Raw genomic sequence first — 18811 nt, 5'->3', positions numbered from 1 at the left:
CCCCTAATAGCCGAGCAGGAAGGGGTTGAAGGCGGCGCGGCGATAGGGGCCCTCGCGCATCATCAGATCGAGGCCGAGCGTGCCGATGTCGTCGGCCACCGGCTCGATGGCGACGTCCTTGTTCTGGTACATCACCTTCACATAGGTGCGGCATTCGTCGCAGGTCTCGGCCTTGATGGTGCCGGGACTGCCCTCGATCTCCTGATAGCCGATGCCCTTGGTGGTGCCGCAGGAGCAGCAGCGTATGCGCACATAGTTCCACAGGGTGGAGCACAGCGAGCAGGCGCAGAAACGGTTGCCGTGCGCGTTCGGCCATTCGACGATCAGCGAGGCGACGGGCGGGCCGCCGCAGGCCGGACACACGCCGTCGCCTACCGGCACGAGACGTTTTGCGTCGAGCGCGGCGGCGAGGCGGGCGAAGTGCACCTGCAGCGCGGCCGCGACATAGACATGCTCGGCCAGCGTTTCGACGGGCATGTCGTGGGCGAGCACGTCGCGCACCATCCGGGCCCGCTCGGCGCCGTCGGCCCGGCGCACGCGGGTGAGCGCCTGCGCCGCCTCCTCGGGCATCTCGATGCGCGAGGCGGCGTCGAACAGCGCGTCGAGCGTCGTCTCCAGCGTGTCGTCGAGCGTGGTGCGGGCGCGGTCGAGCGGGGGCATCTCGAATCCGCTCGCGCGCTCCATTGCCTCGATATCCGGCGCCTCGACCGGCGGAAGGGCGGGCACGATGGCGTGCTGCGCCTCGACGAGGCCGGCGACGAAATCGAGATAGGGCTTGAGCGGGCTGACCGCCGCATAGATCCGCAGCCGCTTCGCGCGCGCGGCGAACAGCGTCGCGGGATCGGGCATGACCGCGAAGGGCGGGGCGGAGACCGCGCCGATCATCGAAGGATCGGGTTTGATATCGACCGACATTCGTTCCTCACGAACCGCACGGGCCACGTGGTCTGCGCAGGGTTTCCGGCCCGGCCGCGGCGACCGGGCAGGCCCCTGTCATATGGGGCGGCGCGGCGCGCCGGGGCACGCCTTCACCGCATCGTCATCCCGAGGCGCGTCATCCCGGATCGGCCTGCGGCCTTTCCGGGATGATGGCTCGCGCCTCACTCGGCCGGTGCGCGCGGTTCCTTCGGCTTGCCGACGAGCTCGCGCAGCCATTTGCGGTGGTGGCGCCAAGCCCAGCCGCCCGTCACCTCGCCCCGCGTCATGGCGCTGAACGTGCCCTTCACCCAGATCGCCGCGTAGACGTGGATGATCCACACGCAGATGATGCACACCGCCGCCACCGCATGGACGAGGATGGCGATGCGCTTCTGCTCGATGGTGGTGAAGGGGTAGAAATACTGGTCCCACATCACGATGCCGCTGCCGATCAGCACGATGATCAGGCCCGACATCGACCAGAAGACGAATTTCTGGCCGGCATTGTACTTGCCGATCTCCGGCAGCCTCTCCTCGTGCCCGCCCAGCACGTCGCTGATGCGCGCCAGCCACGTGCCGTCCTCGCGGGCGGGCAGGTTGGCGCGCCAGAAGCGCACGAACAGAATGAAGAAGGAGAAGAACAGCACCACGCCGATCCACGGATGGATGGCGCGCGTCCACTGCCCGCCGCCGAACAGGCCGGTGAGGAAGAACAGCTTCGGCGTGAACAGCGCCATGCCGGACAGCGCCAGCAGCACGAGGCTGATGGCGGTGATCCAGTGGTTGATGCGGGCGGCGAGCGTGTAGCGCGACACCTGCACCGGGTGGCCGGGGCGCACGCCATCGCCCGGCTCGACATCGTCGGGCAGGTGAGCATGGTCGGGCATGTGAGCATGCCCGTGCGCGTGGGGGTCGATGGCGCTCATCACACCCTCCCTTCCGGCTGGGTCGGATCGGCCGGCGGCGGGGGCGCCTTGCCCTCGACCAGCTTCTCCGCGTTCTCCTCATCCTCCTCGCCCACCTTGTTGGGGCCGGCGACGACGTAGTGGAGGAAGCCCGCCGCGGCGGCGAAGCCCATCACGGCGAGGCCGACATATTTGGTCACGCCCTTCCAGGTCTCGACGATCGGCGAGATGCGGGGATTGTCCGGCAGGCCGGCATAGATGGACGGCGTGTCGGCGTGGTGCAGCACATACATCACATGGGTGCCGCCCACGCCTTGCGGATCATAGAGGCCGGCCTTGTCGAAGCCGCGCGACTTGAGGTCGGTGATGCGGAACTCCGCCCAGTCCTTCATCTCCTGCTTGGTGCCGAAGACGATGGCCTGGGTCGGGCAGGCCTTCTGGCAGGCCGGGCCCTGGCCCACCGCCACGCGGTCCGAGCAGAGCGTGCACTTGTAGGCCGTGTGGTCGACCTTCGAGATGCGCGGGATGTTGAAGGGGCAGCCCTTGATGCAGTAGCCGCAGCCGATGCAGTTCTCGTGCTGGAAATCGACGATGCCGTTCGAGTACTGCACGATGGCGCCCGGCGAGGGACAGGCCTTCAGGCAGCCCGGATCCTCGCAGTGCATGCAGCCGTCCTTGCGGATGAGCCATTCGAGATTCTCGGTCTCGGGGTTCACCCATTCGGTGAAGCGCATCAGCGTGAAGGTGTCGGGCGTCAGGTCCATGGGGTTGGTGTAGACCCCGTGGTTGAAGCCGATCTCCTCGGTGAGGTTGTTCCACTCGAGGCACGCCGCCTGGCAGGCCTTGCAGCCGATGCACTTGGTGACGTCGATCAGCTTGGCCACCTCGGTCAGCCGCGTAGCGGGCGGCGTGACCTCGGAGGCGGAGCGCCTCATGATGTCCTTCTCACCGAAGCGCGGCTTGTCGGCGTCGGGAGAGACGGACGGGTTCGCAATCGCAGGAAACATCGCTCCGCCTCCCTTTATGCCACCGGCCCGGTGGACGCTTCGATGTTCACCTGGAACGCCTTGAATTCCGGCGTCTCGATGTTCGCGTCGCCCACGAAGGGGGTGAGGTTATTGGCGCCGAAGCCCTTGCGGGCCGCGCCGACGAAGCCCCAGTGGATCGGCACGCCGACCACGTGGACCGTCTTGCCGTCGATGGTCATCGGCTTGATGCGCTTGGTGACGACCGCCTTGGCGAGGATTTCGCCGCGCTTCGACCACACCCGCACCCAGCCGCCGAGCGCGATGCCCTTCTCCTTCGCCAGTTCCTCGGAGATCTCGACGAAGGCTTCCGGCTGCAGGACCGCGTTCACATGGTTGTTCTTGGTCCAGTAGTGGAAATGCTCGGTGAGCCGGTAGGTGGTCGCCGCATAGGGGAATTCGGGCGAGCCGGGCTTGGCGAACTGTTCCCAGTCGTCCTTGAACACGCGAGCCACCGGATTGCCCACGATCTTGGGGGCGATGACGTTGGCCACGGGGCTCTCGAACGGCTCGTAATGCACAGGGAACGGCCCGTCCCGCATCATCTTGCGCACGAAGAGGCGCGAGACGCCCTCCGGGTTCATGATGAAGGGGCCCACATCGGCCGGCTTGGCGGTCGGCGCGATGTCCGGCACGTCGTAGCCGCTCCACTTGGCGCCGTCCCACTCGATGAGCTTGCGCGAGGGATCCCACGGCTTGCCCTCAAGGTCGCAGGAGGCGCGGTTGTAGAGGATGCGGCGGTTGGCCGGCCAGGCGAAGGACCATTTGAGGAAGGTGCCCGCATCGCCCGGATCGGAATTGTCCCGCCGCGCCATCATGTTGCCGGCCTCGGTCCAGCAGCCGGAGAAGATCCAGCAGCCGCCGGCGGTGGTGCCGTCGTCGCGGTACTGGCCGAAGCCGGACAGTTGCTTGCCGGCCTCCAGCACTTTCTTCGTCGGGTCGGCAGGATCGAACACGTCGACGAGCGCCGACCCGTTCATCTCCTTCGCCAGTTCCTCCGGGGTCGGTTCCTCCGGGTTCTTGTAGGTCCAGTTGAGGTTGAGGATCGGGTCGGGGAAGGCTCCGCCCTCCTTGCGGTAGAGCTCCTTCAGCCGCAGGTGGATCTGCGCCATGATGAAGGTGTCGGTGCGCGCCTCGCCGGGAGGCGAGCCGCCGGGCCAGTGCCATTGCAGCCAGCGGCCGGAATTGACCAGCGAACCCTCGTCCTCCGCGAAGCAGGTGGTGGGGAGCTGGAGCACCTCGGTCTTGATGCTGGCCGGGTCGGTCTTGTTGTAGATGCCGTGATCTTCCCAGAACCGCGCCGTCTCGGTCTGGAGCGGGTCCATGACGACCAGCAGCTTCAGCTTGGCCAGCGCCTCGGCCAGCTTCGCCTTGTTGGGGAAGGCCTGCAGCGGATTGAACCCCTGGCAGAAATAGAGGTTCATCTTGCCCTGCTTCATGAGCTCGAAGGCCCGCAGGATGTCGTAGTTCGGCACGTCGAGTTTGGGCAGGTACTGGTAGCCCCAGTCGTTCTCGGCGGTGGCTGCCGGTCCGTACATGGACTTCATGAAGCTGACGAAGAACTTCCGGTAGTTCTGCCAGTAGCTCATCTGGTTCGGCCGCAGCGGCTTGAAGGCGCGCGTCGACATGTAGGCCGTGAGGTCGGTTTCCTTTTCCGTGGGGATGTTGAGATAGCCGGGGATGAGGTTGCTCATCAGCCCGAGATCGGTCAGCCCCTGGATGTTGGAATGGCCGCGCAGCGCGTTCATGCCGCCGCCGCGCACCCCGATATTGCCGAGGATGAGCTGCAGCATCGCCATGCCGCGGATGTTCTGCGCGCCCTTGGAGTGCTGGGTCCAGCCGAGCGCGTACATGCTCGTCATGGTCTTGGTCGGCGAGGAGCACTCGCCGATCATCTGCGCGATCTTCAGGAACTTGTCCTTCGGCGTGCCGCAGATGCGCTCGACCATTTCCGGCGTGTAGGTGGCGACGTGGGCCTTCAGCAGGTTCCACACGCAGCGCGGATGGGTCAGCGTGTCGTCGACCACCGCATAGCCGTCGGGGCCGATCTCGTATTCCCACGTATCGCGATTATAGTCGCGCTTGGCCTCGTCATAGCCGGCGAACAGGCCGTCCTGATAGGTGAAGCCTTCCTTCACGACATAGGACGCGTTGGTGAAGGCCTTGGTATAGGCCCACTGCACCTTGTCGTTCTGCATGCACCAGTTGATGAGGCCCATCAGGAAGGCGATGTCGGTGCCCTGCCGGATCGGCGCGTAATAGTCCGCGACCGACGCCGAGCGCGTGTAGCGCGGGTCGATGACGATCAGCTTGGCGCCACGGTTGGCTTTCGCCTCAGTGACCCACTTGAATCCGCACGGATGAGCTTCGGCGGCATTGCCGCCCATGATGACGACGAGGTCGGTGTTCTTGATGTCCGTCCAGGCGTTCGTCATAGCGCCACGGCCAAATGTTGGGGCGAGACTCGCCACCGTCGGGCCGTGTCAGACGCGTGCCTGGTTGTCGAACGCCAGAATGCCGGTCGAGCGCACCACCTTGTAGGTGGCGAACGCCGTCTCGTTGGTGGTGGCCGAGGCCGCCAGGAAGCCGGTGGTGAGCCAGCGGTTGACCGTCACGCCGTCCTTGTTGGTGGCGATGAAGTTCGCGTCGCGATCGTCCTTCATCGCGCGGGCGATCTTGTCGAGCGCGGCGTCCCAGGAAATCGGCTCGAAGCGGTCGGAGCCGGGCTTGCGGATCATCGGCTGGGTGAGGCGCGTTTCCGACTTCACGATGTCGCGCAGCGCCGCGCCCTTGGGGCAGAGCGTGCCGCGGTTGGTCGGATGGTCCGAATCGCCCTCGATATGGACGATGTCGGCCTTCTCGCCCTTCCGGAGGTCGCCCTTCGAATAGATGATGATGCCGCAGGCGACGGAGCAGTAGGTGCAGGTGTTTCGCGTTTCGGCCGTGTTCGCCAGGTGGAACGGCTTCACGGCGGAGGCCACGGCGGCCTCCGCTTCGCTGAAGCCGAAGGCACCGAGCGTCGTGCCCGCGATCCCCGCACCCGACGTTTTCAGAAACGTACGGCGCGAGAGCTCCATATTCATCGAGGCCCTCCCGAGTTACCTCACAAAGCCCGTCGACCGATAGGCTTTCCCAATCGCAAGGCTATTTTTTAGCTAGTCCAATGTCAAACGAACGAAAGTTGAAGAAGCCTCGAAAAGTCGTGGAATACCAACGCATTCCGAGGTGGCCGTGCGTTCCGGAAATGCTGCGCCGCAATAAGCATCGCCTTCTCCTATCGGCCGATTGACGATTTCGCGGTCTCGTCGCAGCATCCGCGTCGTGATCCTTCGCATTGCTCCCGCGTGCCGGGGCGAGATCAAGCCATTCTCTCTGTTCGTCGCGGCTTCCCTTGCGTCAGTGATGCTGGGCGGCGTACCCATGGCGGCTGCGGATGTGCCGCCCGCCGCACCACTGGCCTATGGGCAGGCGCCGCCTCCTCACGAGCTGCGGACGCTCGCGGGTGAGCGGCAGACGCTTGCTGCGCTGCACGGGCGACCCGTGCTCGTTCACTTCTTTGCGACCTGGTGTGAGCCCTGCCGCGAGGAGTTGGCCGGGCTCTCGCGGCTCGCGGCGCGCCGCAAGGACCGGCCCTTGGCGCTCCTCGCTGTCGATGTCGGCGAAGTCGAATTGCGGGTGCGCCGCTTCTTCGACGCCAACTCCGTGCCCTTCCCCGTGCTGCTCGACGAGGACCGCGCCGCCATGAAGGCGTGGAAGGTCGTCGCCCTGCCGTCGAGCTTCGTGCTCGACGCGGCCGGCACGCTGCGCCTTTACGCCTCCGGTCCGGTCGACTGGGACGACCCGGCCGCCGACCGCCTGATCGACGCCCTTTCCGACCCGGCGGCCCCCGCCGACGCCGGCACGCTGCCGCCTCTCAACGAATGAACAAGTCAACGCTTCGGGAGCTCCTGTCATGACCAGCCGCCGCGACTTCCTCAAGGCCGGTGCCGCGCTCGCCGCCGCAACCGCCGTTCCCGCAACCCTCGCTTCGGGGTCCGCCTTCGCGCAGGCGGCGGCGCCCGCCGCTGCCGCCGTGTTCGCGCCCATTCCGGGCAAGTGGCGCGACTTCGAGGTGGTGACGACGCTGAACGTCGCGCCCGTGGACGGCAAGAACGGCCCCGCCCAAGCCTGGGTGCCGCTGCCCTCCTACACCGCCGCCGACTGGTTCAAGCCCGGCGAGAGCACGTGGAAGACCAATGCCGCCAGCGCCCGGGTCGAGAAGGACCCGCATTACGGCGCGCAGATGCTGCACCTGACCTGGGCCGAGGGCGAAGAGAAGCCCACGGTCGAGATCACCTCGCGCTTCTCGACCCGCGACCGGGCGACCGACTTCGCCAAGCCGGGCAACGTCGCCGCGCTCTCGGCCGACGAGCGCAAGCTGTTCACCGGGGCGACCGACCTCATTCCCACCGACGGCATCGTGAAGGCAACGTCCGACAAGATCACCGCCGGCAAGACCAGCGACGTCGAGAAGGCCCGCGCGATCTATGAGTGGGTGGTCGAGAACACCTATCGCAACGCCGCCACGCGCGGCTGCGGCACGGGCGACGTCGCCTCGCTGCTGGCGAGCGGCAATCTCGGCGGCAAATGCGCCGATCTGAACGCGCTCTATGTCGGGCTGGTGCGCGCCGCCGGCATTCCCGCGCGCGACATTTACGGCATCCGCGTCGCGCCCTCGGCCTTCGGCTACAAGAGCCTCGGCGCCAATTCGCCGACCATCTCCAAGGCGCAGCACTGCCGCGCCGAGGTGTGGCTCGACGGCTTCGGCTGGGTGGCCACCGACCCGGCCGACGTGCGCAAGGTCGTGCTGGAGGAGCCGCCGGGCAAGAACGCCATGGACGACGCCAAGGTTCTGGCCGCCCGCAAGGCGCTGTTCGGCTCCTGGGAAGGCAACTGGCTCGCCTATAATGACGGCCACGACATCGCCCTGCCGGGCTCGAACGGGCCGAAGCTCGGCTTCCTGATGTACCCGCAGGCCGAGGTGGCAAGCCTGCGCCATGACTGTCTCGACCCCGACGCGTTCACCTACGTGATCAAGGCGAGCGAAGTCTCGGCGTGATCCACCCCTGATCGTCATCCCGGCCGCGCGCTGCGAGAGCCGGGATCGTTCTCCTGCCACTACGCGATCCCGGATCGGCCTCGCGGCCGTCCGGGATGACGTCCGACAGAGGTTCGCACCATGCTCGACACCCCGAACGCCGCCGCTCCGTTCCGCCTCACCAGCCTCGCCCATGGCGGCGGCTGCGGCTGCAAGCTGGCGCCCTCGGTGCTGCGCGAGCTGCTGGCCGAGCAGCCGCCGGGCTCGCCCTTCGAGCGGCTGCTGGTCGGCACCGAGACCGGCGACGACGCGGCGGTCTGGCAGCTCGACGACGAGACCTGCCTGATCGCCACCACCGACTTCTTCATGCCGATGGTGGACGATCCCTTCGAGTTCGGCCGCATCGCCGCCACCAACGCCATCTCTGACGTCTACGCCATGGGCGGCAAGCCGCTACTGGCGCTCGCCATTCTCGGCATGCCGCTCGGCAAGCTGGAGCCGGCGATGGTGCGCGAGATCCTCAAGGGCGGCGTCTCCATCGCCACGGAAGCGGGCATCCCGGTGGCGGGCGGCCATTCCATCGACGCGCCCGAGCCGATCTACGGCCTCGCGGTGATCGGCACGGCGCGGCCGGAGACGATCCGCAAGAACAGCACGGCCCATGCCGGCGACGTGCTGATCCTCACCAAGGGGCTCGGCGTCGGCGTCTATTCCGCCGCCTTCAAGAAGGGCGTGCTGGCCGATGCCGCCTATGCCGAGATGATCGGCTCGATGACGACGCTCAACCGCATCGGTGCCGAGCTCGGCAAGGACGCGGCGGTGCATGCGGTGACCGACGTGACCGGCTTCGGCATTCTCGGCCACGCGCTGGAGGTGGCGCGGGGCTCCGGTCTCGCGCTCACGCTGGAGGCGGACGCGCTGCCGCTGCTCGGCGAGGCGGCGGCGCTCGTGCAGTCCGGCCATGTCACCGGCGCCTCGCACCGCAACTGGGCGAGCTATGGCGAGGCGGTGCGCCTGCCCGACGGCCTGCCCGAGTGGCGCCGCCACCTGCTCACCGACCCGCAGACCTCCGGCGGGCTGCTGGTGGCGGTGGCGCCGGAGGCGGCGGAGCGCGTTCTCCAGCAGGTGCAGGCGGCGGGCTATCCGCGCGCGGCGATCATCGGCCGGGCGGCGGAAGGCGAGCCGGCGGTGGCGGTGGTTTGAGACCACTCCGCAATGCGTGCTCATCCTGAGGCTCGGCCATTGGCCGAGCACCTCAGAGTTTGGCCCATACTGGCCGAGTCGGGGAGTAAATTGCTGAAGAGTCGTGCGCTGGACCCCGGATCAGCGCTGCACTTCGTGCAGCTTGTCCGGGGAACAAGCAGCTATGTGTCCCGACAAAGTGACGCCGCAGGCGAAACGCAGAGCCGGGACCCAGCACAAGACTCTTGGGCATTTTGCTCTACGGCTCGGGACTACGGGTCTCGGCTCTCAGGATGAAGTCCATCGAGCGATAAACGCGGCTTCTCCTCGCCACCTTGCCGGTTTATGACCGCCCTCCAGCGGGATATCATAATCTTTGAACCGGACGGGAAGGCGAGCTTACCGCCGCGACGAACGTTAAGGATCGACCATGCACGACACGGCTCTTGAACTCGCCTTCGGTCGCGGCACGCTGCCGCTCAGCCTGCCGGCGCGGGCGCGCCCCACCGTGCTGCGCAAGGCCGATCTGCCGAAGCTGCCGGACAACGCCGCCGCGATCCGCCACGCCTTCGCGCATCCCGTGAATTCGGCGCCGCTGGCCGAGCTGGTGAAGGGGCGAAAGAGCGCCTGCATCCTCGTCTGCGACATCACTCGCCCGGTGCCGAACCGGCTTTTCCTGCGCCCGATGATCGAGGCGATGCTGGCCGGCGGCATTCCGGCCGATGCCATCACCGTGCTGGTGGCGACCGGCCTGCACCGCCCCAACGAGGGCGAGGAGCTGGCCGAGCTGATCGGCGATCCGTGGGTGCTGGAGAGGGTGAGCGTCGTCAACCACTTCGCCCGCGACGAGGCCGCCCATGTCGATCTCGGGCCGACGCCGACGCGCGGCACGCCGGTCTTCATCGACCGCCGCTTCGCCGAGGCGGATCTGCGCATCGCCACCGGGCTGGTGGAGCCGCATTTCATGGCCGGCTGGTCGGGCGGGCGCAAGGTGGTGGCGCCGGGCGTCGCCGGGCACCAGACCATCCGCACCTTCCATTCCGCCCGCTTCATGGAAGACCCGCTGGCGGTGCAGTGCAACCTCGTCGGCAACCCGCTGCATGAGGAGCAGCTGGAAATCGTGCGCAAGGTCGGCGAGATCTATGCGCTCAACACCGTGCTGGACGAGGCGCGCGACCTCGTCTTCGTGTCGTTCGGGGAGATCATCGCCAGCCATCTGGCGGCGGTCGACTATGTCGAGGACGCCACCGTCATCGAGGTGCCGCGCCGCTTCCACACGGTGGTGACGTCCTCGGCCGGCTATCCGCTCGACAAGACCTACTACCAGACCGTCAAGGGCATGGTGACGCCGCTCGACATCCTCGCCCCGGGCGGCACGCTGATCATCGCCTCCGAATGCTCGGAAGGCTTCGGCAGCGAGGAGTTCCGCGCGGCGCAGGCCCGCCTCGTCGAGCTCGGGCCGGAGCGCTTCCTCGCCACGCTGACCGCCAAGACGCTGGCCGATGTCGACGAGTGGCAGACCGAGATGCAGCTCAAGCCCATGCGGGTGGGGCGCATCCAGCTCTACACGACGGGGCTGACCGACGAGGAGCGCCGCGTCACGGGGGTGGAGATCGTGCCCGACATCAACGAGGCGATCGCGCAGAGCCTGGCGCGCTCGGGCGACGACTCGCTCGCCATCGTGCCGGAGGGGCCCTATGTGATCCCGGTCTGCCGGGAGCGGCAGGCGGCGGCGTGACGGCCGGCGGTACGAATCCCGTCGGCGTGAAGCGCATTCATCTCGACGCCGTGGGCGGCGTGGCCGGCGACATGTTCGTCGCCGCGCTGCTCGACGCGTTTCCCGAGCTGCATGCGCGGGTGATGGACGATGCCCGCGCGGTGCTGCCGGCGGGCGTCGGCGTCGCCGTGCTCACCGAGGGCGAAAGCGGCGCGGTGCGGGCGCTGCGCTTCGGCCTGCAGGCGGGCGCCGGAGCGGGGCGCACCCATGCTCGCGGCCATGCCCGCACGCAGGATCATGCCCCGACACGTGGGGACGCTCACGACCACGACCATGGCCATCTTCACGATCATGGCGAGGCGGCGGTCGCGCCCGTTGCGAAGCCGGCAAATGAGTTGCCGGCCCATGCCGGCACCTATCCCGACATGCGCGCGCGCATCGCGAACGCCGCGCTGCATCCGGGCACGGCGGCGCACGCGGCGGCGATCCTCGCCCTGCTCGCCCGCGCCGAGGCGGCGATCCATCGAGTCGCCATCGAGGACGTGCATTTCCACGAGATCGCCGACTGGGATTCGCTGCTCGACGTGGTGGCGGCCGGCAGCCTCGCCGCCGCGCTCGACGGGGCGGAATGGACCGTCTCCCCGCTGCCGCTCGGCGGCGGGCTGGTGAGGACGCAGCACGGCATGCTCCCGGTGCCGGCGCCGGCCACCGCCGCCCTGCTGGAGGGCTTCGACTGGCGCGACGACGGCGTGGCCGGCGAGCGCGTGACCCCGACCGGCGCGGCGATCCTCCGGCATCTGGCGCGGCCCGGCCGTCCCGCCGGCGGGCGGCTCATGGCCAGCGGCACTGGGGCGGGCACACGAAGCCTGCGCGGCATGCCGAACGTGCTGCGCGCGCTCGTCTTCGAAGAGGCGTCGCCTGATGATAGCTATGACCGCGACACGGTGGCGGTGATCGCCTTCGAGGTCGACGACATGACCGGCGAGGAGATCGGCACCGCCGCTGAGCGGCTGCGCGCCGCGCCGGGGGTGCTCGACGTGAGCCTCGGCCAGCTTCAGGGCAAGAAGGGGCGCCCGGCGACCGCCTTCCGCCTGCTGGCCCGGCCCGATGCGGCCGACGCGGTGGCCCGCGCCTGTTTCGAGCAGACATCGACCATCGGGCTCAGGCTCACCGAGGAGCGCCGGCTGACGCTGGCGCGCGCGGCCGGGGAGATCGCCGGCGTCGACGTAAAGCGTGTGGCGCGGCCCGGCGGGGCGACGGCGAAGGCGGAGAGCGACGCGCTGACCGGCGCCACGCTGGCCGCGCGCCGCGCCGCCAAGGTTCGCGCCGAAGCACCGTCGGGGCAGGCAGCGGAGGATCGCGATGCGTGAGGCCGTCCTGCCTCGGCTGCCGGATGCGCTGCCCGAGGGCGCGGCGCTGGCGCGGGTGCTCGCCCGTTTCGAGGCGCTCGCGGTGGCGGTGAGTGGCGGCGTCGATTCGCTCACGCTGGCCACCTTCGCACATCGTCACGGGGTTCCGCTCACCGTCATCCATGCCGTCTCGCCCGCCGTGCCGGCCGAGGCGACCGCACGGGTGCGGGCCCTCGCGGCAGCGGAAGGCTGGGATCTCGTCGTCACCGGCACCGGCGAATTCGACGATCCTCGCTACCGCGACAACCCGGTGGACCGCTGCTATTTCTGCAAGACCAATCTCTATGACCGCATCGCCGGCCTGACCGCGCGGCCCATCGCCTCCGGCGCCAATCTCGACGATCTCGGCGACTACCGGCCCGGCCTCACCGCCGCCGCCGAGCGCCGCGTCGTGCATCCGATGATCGAGGCGGGGATGACCAAGGCCGATGTGCGGGCGCTGGCCCGCGCGCTGGGCCTGCCGGACATCGCCGAACTGCCGGCGCAGCCCTGCCTTGCCAGCCGGGTCGAGACCGGCATCGCCATCGACGCCGCAGACCTCGCCTTCGTCGAGACCGCCGAGCGCCGCCTCGCTGCGCTGCTGGGCGGCGGCACGCTGCGCTGCCGGATCACCCGTGAGGGCGTCGTCGTCGAGTTGGACGAGGCCCTGATGGGCGAGGCGCCGGGCGTCGCTGCGCTGATGACGGAGCTGTGCGCCGGGGAGGCGCGAAGCTTCGCCGGCACGCGGGCCTATCGGCGCGGCGCGATGTTCGTCAGGAGCTGAGCCTATGGAGTTCGAGTTCGACTGGCAGCGCGCCGCCCGCACCGGCGTGCCCGAGGCGGTGCTGTGCGCTGCCAAGAGCGCGGCGCAGATCGGATTCATCGTCGGTGAGGCGCGCGCGCGCGGCACGCGCCTGCTGCTGACCCGGCTGGAGCCGGAGGCCTTCGCCGCCCTGGACGGGGAAACGCGGTACAGCCTTGACTACGACCCGCTCTCGCGCAGCGCCGTGCTCGGCGGGGATGTGCCGACCGAAGCGGGCGCCGTCGCCATCGTGGCGGCCGGCACCTCCGACCTCCCGGTGGCGCGCGAGGCGGCGCGCACGCTCGCCTTTTCCGGCCATGAGGCGCTGCTGATCGCCGATGTCGGGGTGGCCGGGCTGTGGCGGCTGATGGCGCGCATCGAGGAAATCTGCGCCTGCCGGGTGGTGATCGCGGTCGCCGGCATGGAGGGCGCGCTGTTCTCCGTGCTGGGTGGGCTGGTGAGCGCGCCGGTGATCGCGGTGCCGAGCTCGGTCGGCTACGGCGTCGCCGAGGGCGGGCGCGCGGCGCTCCATTCCGCGCTGGCGAGCTGCGCGCCGGGCGTCGTCACGGTGAACATCGACAATGGTTTCGGCGCCGCCTGCGCCGCGATCAAGATGCTGGGCATCCCGCGCGGCTGAACGGCAGGAGGCCCAATGGCAGGAGGCCCAATGGCACGTGTGCTCGTCACCGGCGGAACCGGCTTCATCGCCACCCACCTCATCTCCCGGCTGCTCGCCGAGGGGCACGAGGTGCGCGCGAGCCTGCGCAATCCGGCGCGCGAGGGTGAGCTGCGGGCGGCACTCGGCTCGCTCGGTGTACAGGCGGGCGGGAGGCTCACGGTGGCCGTCGCCGATCTGCTCGACGATGCCGGCTGGGACGCGGCGGCGGCCGGCGTGGACTATGCGATGCATGTCGCCTCGCCCTTTCCCGCCGGCGTGCCGGCGGATGCCGACGAACTGATCCGCCCGGCGCGGGAGGGCACGGTGCGCGTGCTGCGGGCGGCGCGCGATGCCGGCGTGCAGCGCGTCGTCGTCACATCCTCCTTCGCCGCCGTCGGCTATGGCCACGCGACGCCCAAGCCGCGCTTCGACGAGAGCGACTGGACCGATCCGGAAGGCGCCGACGCGCAGCCCTACATGGTCTCCAAGACGCTGGCCGAGCGGGCGGCGTGGGAGTTCGTCGCCCGCGAGGGCGGCGGGATGGAGCTGGTCGCGGTGAACCCCGTCGGCGTGTTCGGGCCGGTGGCGGGGCCGGACCTGTCAACCTCCACCCGGCTCGTCAAGGCGATGCTGGAAGGGGCGATCCCGGCCTGCCCGCGCATCTATTTCGGCGTGGTGGACGTGCGCGACGTCGCCGAGCTGCATCTGCGCGCCATGACCGCGCCGCAGGCGGCCGACGAGCGCTTTCTCGCCACGGCAGGGGACTGCGTCCCGCTGATCGAGGTGGCGCGCACGCTGCGGGCGCGTCTCGGCCCGGCGGCGCGGCGCGTGCCGCGCTTCGAGATGCCCGACCTCATGGTACGGCTCGCCGCGCCCTTCGTGCCGATGGCGCGGGCGGCGCTGCCGCAGCTCGGCATCGTGCGCAACGCTAGCAGCGACAAGGCGCGGCGCCTCCTCGGCTGGACCCCGCGCCCGGCGGACGAGGCCATCGCCGCCACCGGCGAGAGCCTGATCCGGCTGGAGCTGGTAAAGGGGTAACTTGCGCGGTCCCTCGTTTCCCGTCGCTACCCCGTTCGCCGTCATCCCGGCCGAGCGTAGCGAGAGCCGGGATCGCTCGCCAGCCTGCCCGCGATCCCGGATCGGCCCTGCAGGCCGTCCGGGATGACGGTGGGAGGGAAGCCGCCGCCTCAGCCCGGCGTGCCCAGAGGCTGCTGCTGGGTGATGCAGTGGATGTTGCCGCCGCCGAGGATGATCTCGTGCGTCGGCACGCCCACCACCTCTCGGTCGGGGAACAGGCCGGCGAGGATGTTGCGCGCCGCCTCGTCATGCGCGGGGTCGAGCAGCGGCATCAGTATGAGCCCGTTGCCGATGTAGAAATTGGCATAGGAGGCGCCGAGCCGCTCGCCAAGGCCACGCGACATCGAGCCCTCATGCGGGCCGAGGTCGATCACCTCCCCGGCGGCGCGGTAGAGCGGGCCGGGCAGCGGCAGCTTGACGATTTCGATGGTGCGCCCGCGCGCATCGGTCATCGTCGACAGGCGCTCATAGGCGTCGCGCGAGATGGCGTATTGCGGGTCCAGCGGGTCCTCGCACCAGGTCAGCGCGACCACGCCGGGGCGCACGAAGCAGGCGAGGTTGTCGATATGGCCGGAGGTCTCGTCATTGACGAGGCCGGCGCCGAGCCACAGCACCCGGGAGACGCCGAGATAGTCCTTCAGGTGCTGCTCGATCTCCTCGCGGGAAAGGTCCGGGTTGCGGTTGGGATTGAGCAGGCATTCCTCGGTGGTCAGCACCGTGCCCTCGCCGTCGACATGGATCGAGCCGCCTTCGAGAATCAGCGGGGCGGCATAGCGCGGGGCGCGCTCGATCTCCAGCATCTTGGCGGCAATCATCTCGTCCTGGTCGCAGGGCGCGTAGAGCCCGCCCCAGGCGTTGAAACCCCAGTCGACGCCGCGCAGCCGGCTGGCCGCGTCGGTGAGGAAGGTCGTGCCGCTGTCGCGGCACCAGGAATCGTCGGAGGCCGCTTCCACCACGCGTATGGAAGGCGGCAGCGCGGCGCGGGCGTGGCGCCATTGCCGCGCGCTGGCGAGCATGGTGACGGGCTCGAAGCGGGCGATGGCGCTGGCGACGCCGACAAAGGCCTCCTGCGCCGGGCCGGCGCCCTCGCGCCAATTGTCCGGTCGCTCGGGCCAGATCATCCAGGTGCCGGCATGCGGCTCCCATTCGGCGGGCATGCGGAAGCCGTCGGCGGCGGGCAGGGTGGTCAGTGTCTCGCTCATCGATATCCGAGCCTCATCCGATCCGGCGGGTGGGTGCGCGCCCGTCGAGCGACAGCAGCGGGGCATAGAGCTCCGGCCGCCGGTCGCGGAACACACCCCAGCTCTGGCGCTGGCGGGCGATGCCGTCGAGGTCGAAGGTGGCGGTGAGCACGGTCTCATCTGTGCGGCCCGCCTCGGCGACCTTCTCGCCGGTGGGGCCGGCGATGAAGGAGGAGCCGTAGAAGGTGATCTGCGTCCCGTTGCGCCCCGGCTCGGTGCCGATGCGGTTGGAGGCGATCAGCGGGGTGAGGTTGGCGCCCGCATGGCCCTGCATCACGCGCTGCCAGTGACCGGAGGAATCGAGGCCGGAATCGTGCGGCTCGGAGCCGATGGCGGTGGGATAGAGCAGCACCTCGGCGCCGAGCAGCGCCATGGCGCGCGCGCATTCGGGAAACCACTGGTCCCAGCAGATGCCGACCCCGATGCGCCCGACCGCCGTATCCCACACGCGAAAGCCGGTGTCGCCGGGCGAGAAATAGAATTTCTCGGTGTAGCCCGGCCCGTCGGGAATGTGGCTCTTGCGGTAGAGCCCGAGCACCGAGCCGTCCGCGTCCACCACCGCGATGGAATTGAAGGTCGCCTGCCCGGCGCGCTCGAAGAAGGAGACCGGCAGCACGACGCCGAGCTCCTTCGCGAGTTTCGCGAAATGGGCGACCAGCCTGTTGCCCTCGAAGGGGGCGGCGAGGTCGAGGAACTCGTAGAGCTGGTCCTGGCAGAAATAGGGGGTCTCGAACAGCTCCTGCAGCAGGATGAGCCTGGCGCCGCGTCCGGCGGCCTCGCGCACCAGCGCCTCCGCGCGGGCGATATTGGCCTCTATGTCCCAGTCGCAGCGCATCTGGGTGGCGGCGACGGTCAGGCTGCGCATCATGTTCTCCGGTCGGTTCGGTGGGATCAGCGGCGTCAGTTGACCGCGCGCAGCGGCTTTTCGAGCACCGCGACGACGCGGCGAAGCTCGTGGCCGCGCTTGAGGATGAGGCCGGTCTGCGACACCACCGTGTAGGCGCCCTGCCGGCGGGCGAGGCGCGGGTCCTTCTCGATACGGTAGATCGGCACCTCGGCGGCGCGGCGGAAGATGGAGAACACCGCCTTGTCGCGGGAGAAGTCGATGGCGTAGTCGCGCCACTCGCCGAGCGCCACCATGCGCCCGTAAATGTCGAGGATGAGGTCGAGCTCGCGCCGGTCGAAAGTCACAAGGTCGACCTTGGTGCCGACCGGCAAGGCTATGGGATCGGTTTCCGCCACGCGGCTCCTCCGGCTGGTCCGGCGCGGCGGCGGGGCCCGCCGTCCGGAACGCGTCACTCGCCTGTCATGATCCACCTCGCGGCCGGCGCCTTCAAGCGCCTTTCGCATGACCGGGCTCCGATGTGCCCGGCCACGCGCCGTTCACGGCCTCGTTAACGGATTTCACACGGCCGCCCGAATTCGGCCGTTGCGATGCCGTGGCTGGCTTCCAATGTCTCACCATAGCGTTGGGCCGGTGCACGTGGCGCATCGGTTTCCCAGCCCCCCAGCCCCCCGCGGCGCTCGTGGACCGGCCTGACGTTACGTTCTAGGTTCAATCCCCGAATTGCTCTTGAGGCCCGGCTTAACCGCCGGGCCTTTTTTCTGTCCAGCGCGACGGGAATCGGGTGTGCTCAGGGCAGCGGTTCGAGCGCGGCGCCGAGGATGGGGCCGGGCTCGGTAGAGGAGCCGGACTGGACGAAGACGACGACGGAATCGGTCGGGTCGCCGGGCAGGCGGCGCAGCGTCGCCTCGAAGCGCGCCTCGTCGCCGGTCCAGTCCCCGAGCTTCACCCAGCCGCGCACCACATTGTGGTAGGTCATGCTGGTGCCCTCGTTCTCGCCGCGGCCGATGTCGACCTTCATGCGCGAGGCGACCGGGCACAGCCAGACCTCGCCGGAATCCGCGCCGCCCGCCGGGCCGACCTTCACGCGCACGCGGTCGCCCTCGGCCATCACGCTCACGGGCACGGCCGGGCGGGAGATGGAGGCGACGGTGCGCTCCAGCATCGCGCGGTCCGAGCCGATGGCCATGACGCGCCCGTTCACCACCGCCTGCGGCGTGAACATCTTGCCGTCGCCCCGCATGCGGGCATAGGCCTTCTGGCGCAGCGAATGGCCGTGCTTGGCCAGCGTGTCCTTCCAGCCGAGATAATCCCAGTAGTCGACCGCGAGCGTCAGGGCGATGACGTCCGGCCGCTCGGCCAGTTCGCTCATCAGCTTGTCCGCCGGCGGGCAGGAGGAGCAGCCCTGGCTGGTGAAGAGTTCGATCATCGCCTTCGGCGCGGTCACGGCGGCGACGGGCTTGGCCGCGTCGTCCCCGGCGGGGGAGCCCGCCTGCGCCGCCACCGGCAGCACCAGCACCAGCGCCAGCATTCCGAGGCAGCGCGCCAGAGCCGCCGGCGCGGAGCCGGGCAGACGGCCAGCGATGTGGCCAGCGAAGCGGCTTTCGGGGCGGCGGGCGGAGGCGGCGTAAACGGACATGTCCGGCGTGTCGTCCTTGTCGCGGGCTCGCGGGCACGGAGAGCGGCCGGCCGGACGCCCCGCGTGCGCGCGGCGGCGGCTTCGTCGCTGAGCCCAGGGACGGACCCCGCCGGGGGATGTCCCGGCCGGATCCGACCTAGCCAATAGGACGGCGCGCGCGGTCCGACCAGTCACATTCGGGTGTCGCCCCGCCGAGGCCGGGAAGGTGTCGCCGCTATGCCGCAGCGGCAGCCGGAAGGGCAATGGCGCAGGGCAACGGGACGGGCGGTGCACCGCCAAAGGAAAAGGCCGGCGCGGGGAGCGATCCCGCGCCGGCCTCACATTTCCGGGACCGTGCC

General features: G+C 69.4%; 16 protein-coding genes. 8 read left to right on the top strand and 8 right to left on the bottom strand.

Annotated features, from left to right (window positions below):
- Window positions 1-3: 3 nt before the first annotated feature.
- The 4 genes from fdhE to fdnG all read right to left on the bottom strand — a co-directional run bounded on the left by fdhE (window position 4) and on the right by fdnG (window position 5931).
- Window positions 4-915, bottom strand: coding sequence for a formate dehydrogenase accessory protein FdhE (gene fdhE, locus MWN33_RS00975; protein WP_247198210.1), 912 nt, complete (start codon window positions 913-915; stop codon window positions 4-6).
- A 185-nt stretch (window positions 916-1100) separates the two neighbouring features.
- Complete coding sequence (locus MWN33_RS00970; protein WP_247199748.1) at window positions 1101-1805, bottom strand: formate dehydrogenase subunit gamma; 705 nt, start codon at window positions 1803-1805, stop codon at window positions 1101-1103.
- Between the two features lie 38 nt (window positions 1806-1843).
- The gene (fdxH, locus tag MWN33_RS00965) at window positions 1844-2830 is read right to left on the bottom strand and encodes a formate dehydrogenase subunit beta (protein ID WP_281493552.1); all 987 of its coding nucleotides are present in this window, start codon (window positions 2828-2830) and stop codon (window positions 1844-1846) included.
- A 14-nt stretch (window positions 2831-2844) separates the two neighbouring features.
- Complete coding sequence (gene fdnG, locus MWN33_RS00960; protein WP_247198209.1) at window positions 2845-5931, bottom strand: formate dehydrogenase-N subunit alpha; 3087 nt, start codon at window positions 5929-5931, stop codon at window positions 2845-2847.
- A gap of 337 nt (window positions 5932-6268) precedes the next feature.
- Between fdnG and MWN33_RS00955 the strand changes: the two genes are divergently transcribed.
- The 8 genes from MWN33_RS00955 to MWN33_RS00920 all read left to right on the top strand — a co-directional run bounded on the left by MWN33_RS00955 (window position 6269) and on the right by MWN33_RS00920 (window position 14710).
- Window positions 6269-6772 carry a TlpA family protein disulfide reductase gene (locus tag MWN33_RS00955; protein ID WP_247198208.1) on the top strand — a complete coding sequence of 168 codons (504 nt, stop codon included), beginning with the start codon at window positions 6269-6271 and terminating at the stop codon, window positions 6770-6772.
- 28 nt (window positions 6773-6800) lie between these two features.
- Window positions 6801-7946: a transglutaminase-like domain-containing protein gene (locus MWN33_RS00950; protein ID WP_247198207.1), complete on the top strand. Its 1146-nt coding sequence runs from the start codon at window positions 6801-6803 to the stop codon at window positions 7944-7946.
- Between the two features lie 120 nt (window positions 7947-8066).
- Window positions 8067-9128, top strand: a complete 1062-nt coding sequence (gene selD, locus MWN33_RS00945) for a selenide, water dikinase SelD (RefSeq protein WP_247198206.1) — start codon at window positions 8067-8069, stop codon at window positions 9126-9128.
- Between the two features lie 409 nt (window positions 9129-9537).
- Entirely contained in the window at window positions 9538-10845 is a 1308-nt protein-coding gene (locus MWN33_RS00940; protein WP_247198205.1) for a nickel-dependent lactate racemase family protein, read from the top strand.
- Between the two features lie 26 nt (window positions 10846-10871).
- On the top strand, window positions 10872-12194 hold the full coding sequence (gene larC, locus MWN33_RS00935; protein WP_247198204.1) for a nickel pincer cofactor biosynthesis protein LarC: 1323 nt from the start codon (window positions 10872-10874) through the stop codon (window positions 12192-12194).
- Window positions 12187-12996 (top strand): ATP-dependent sacrificial sulfur transferase LarE, encoded by an 810-nt coding sequence (gene larE, locus MWN33_RS00930; protein WP_247198203.1) that lies wholly within the window; start codon window positions 12187-12189, stop codon window positions 12994-12996. The genes larC and larE overlap by 8 nt, the downstream gene beginning before the upstream one ends.
- Window positions 12997-13000: 4 nt before the next feature.
- Window positions 13001-13651 carry a nickel pincer cofactor biosynthesis protein LarB gene (gene larB / locus MWN33_RS00925; protein WP_247198202.1) on the top strand — a complete coding sequence of 217 codons (651 nt, stop codon included), beginning with the start codon at window positions 13001-13003 and terminating at the stop codon, window positions 13649-13651.
- Window positions 13652-13681: 30 nt separating this feature from the next.
- Window positions 13682-14710: an SDR family oxidoreductase gene (locus MWN33_RS00920; protein ID WP_247198201.1), complete on the top strand. Its 1029-nt coding sequence runs from the start codon at window positions 13682-13684 to the stop codon at window positions 14708-14710.
- Window positions 14711-14859: 149 nt separating this feature from the next.
- Here MWN33_RS00920 and aguA read toward each other — a convergent pair whose 3' ends face one another.
- From aguA to MWN33_RS00900, 4 genes are all read right to left on the bottom strand, one after another.
- Entirely contained in the window at window positions 14860-15951 is a 1092-nt protein-coding gene (aguA, locus tag MWN33_RS00915) for an agmatine deiminase (protein WP_247198200.1), read from the bottom strand.
- Window positions 15952-15964: 13 nt separating this feature from the next.
- Window positions 15965-16855, bottom strand: a complete 891-nt coding sequence (gene aguB, locus MWN33_RS00910; RefSeq protein WP_247198199.1) for an N-carbamoylputrescine amidase — start codon at window positions 16853-16855, stop codon at window positions 15965-15967.
- 35 nt (window positions 16856-16890) lie between these two features.
- Window positions 16891-17232 carry a DUF2794 domain-containing protein gene (locus MWN33_RS00905; protein ID WP_247198198.1) on the bottom strand — a complete coding sequence of 114 codons (342 nt, stop codon included), beginning with the start codon at window positions 17230-17232 and terminating at the stop codon, window positions 16891-16893.
- A gap of 392 nt (window positions 17233-17624) precedes the next feature.
- The gene (locus tag MWN33_RS00900) at window positions 17625-18473 is read right to left on the bottom strand and encodes a DUF1223 domain-containing protein (RefSeq protein ID WP_247198197.1); all 849 of its coding nucleotides are present in this window, start codon (window positions 18471-18473) and stop codon (window positions 17625-17627) included.
- Window positions 18474-18811 lie beyond the last annotated feature (338 nt).

The organism is Ancylobacter koreensis (assembly GCF_023016525.1).
GTDB classification, from domain to species: domain Bacteria; phylum Pseudomonadota; class Alphaproteobacteria; order Rhizobiales; family Xanthobacteraceae; genus Ancylobacter; species Ancylobacter koreensis.
The sequence above is the reverse complement of the archived record's forward strand: the minus strand, read 5'-3'. Positions and strand labels throughout refer to the sequence as shown.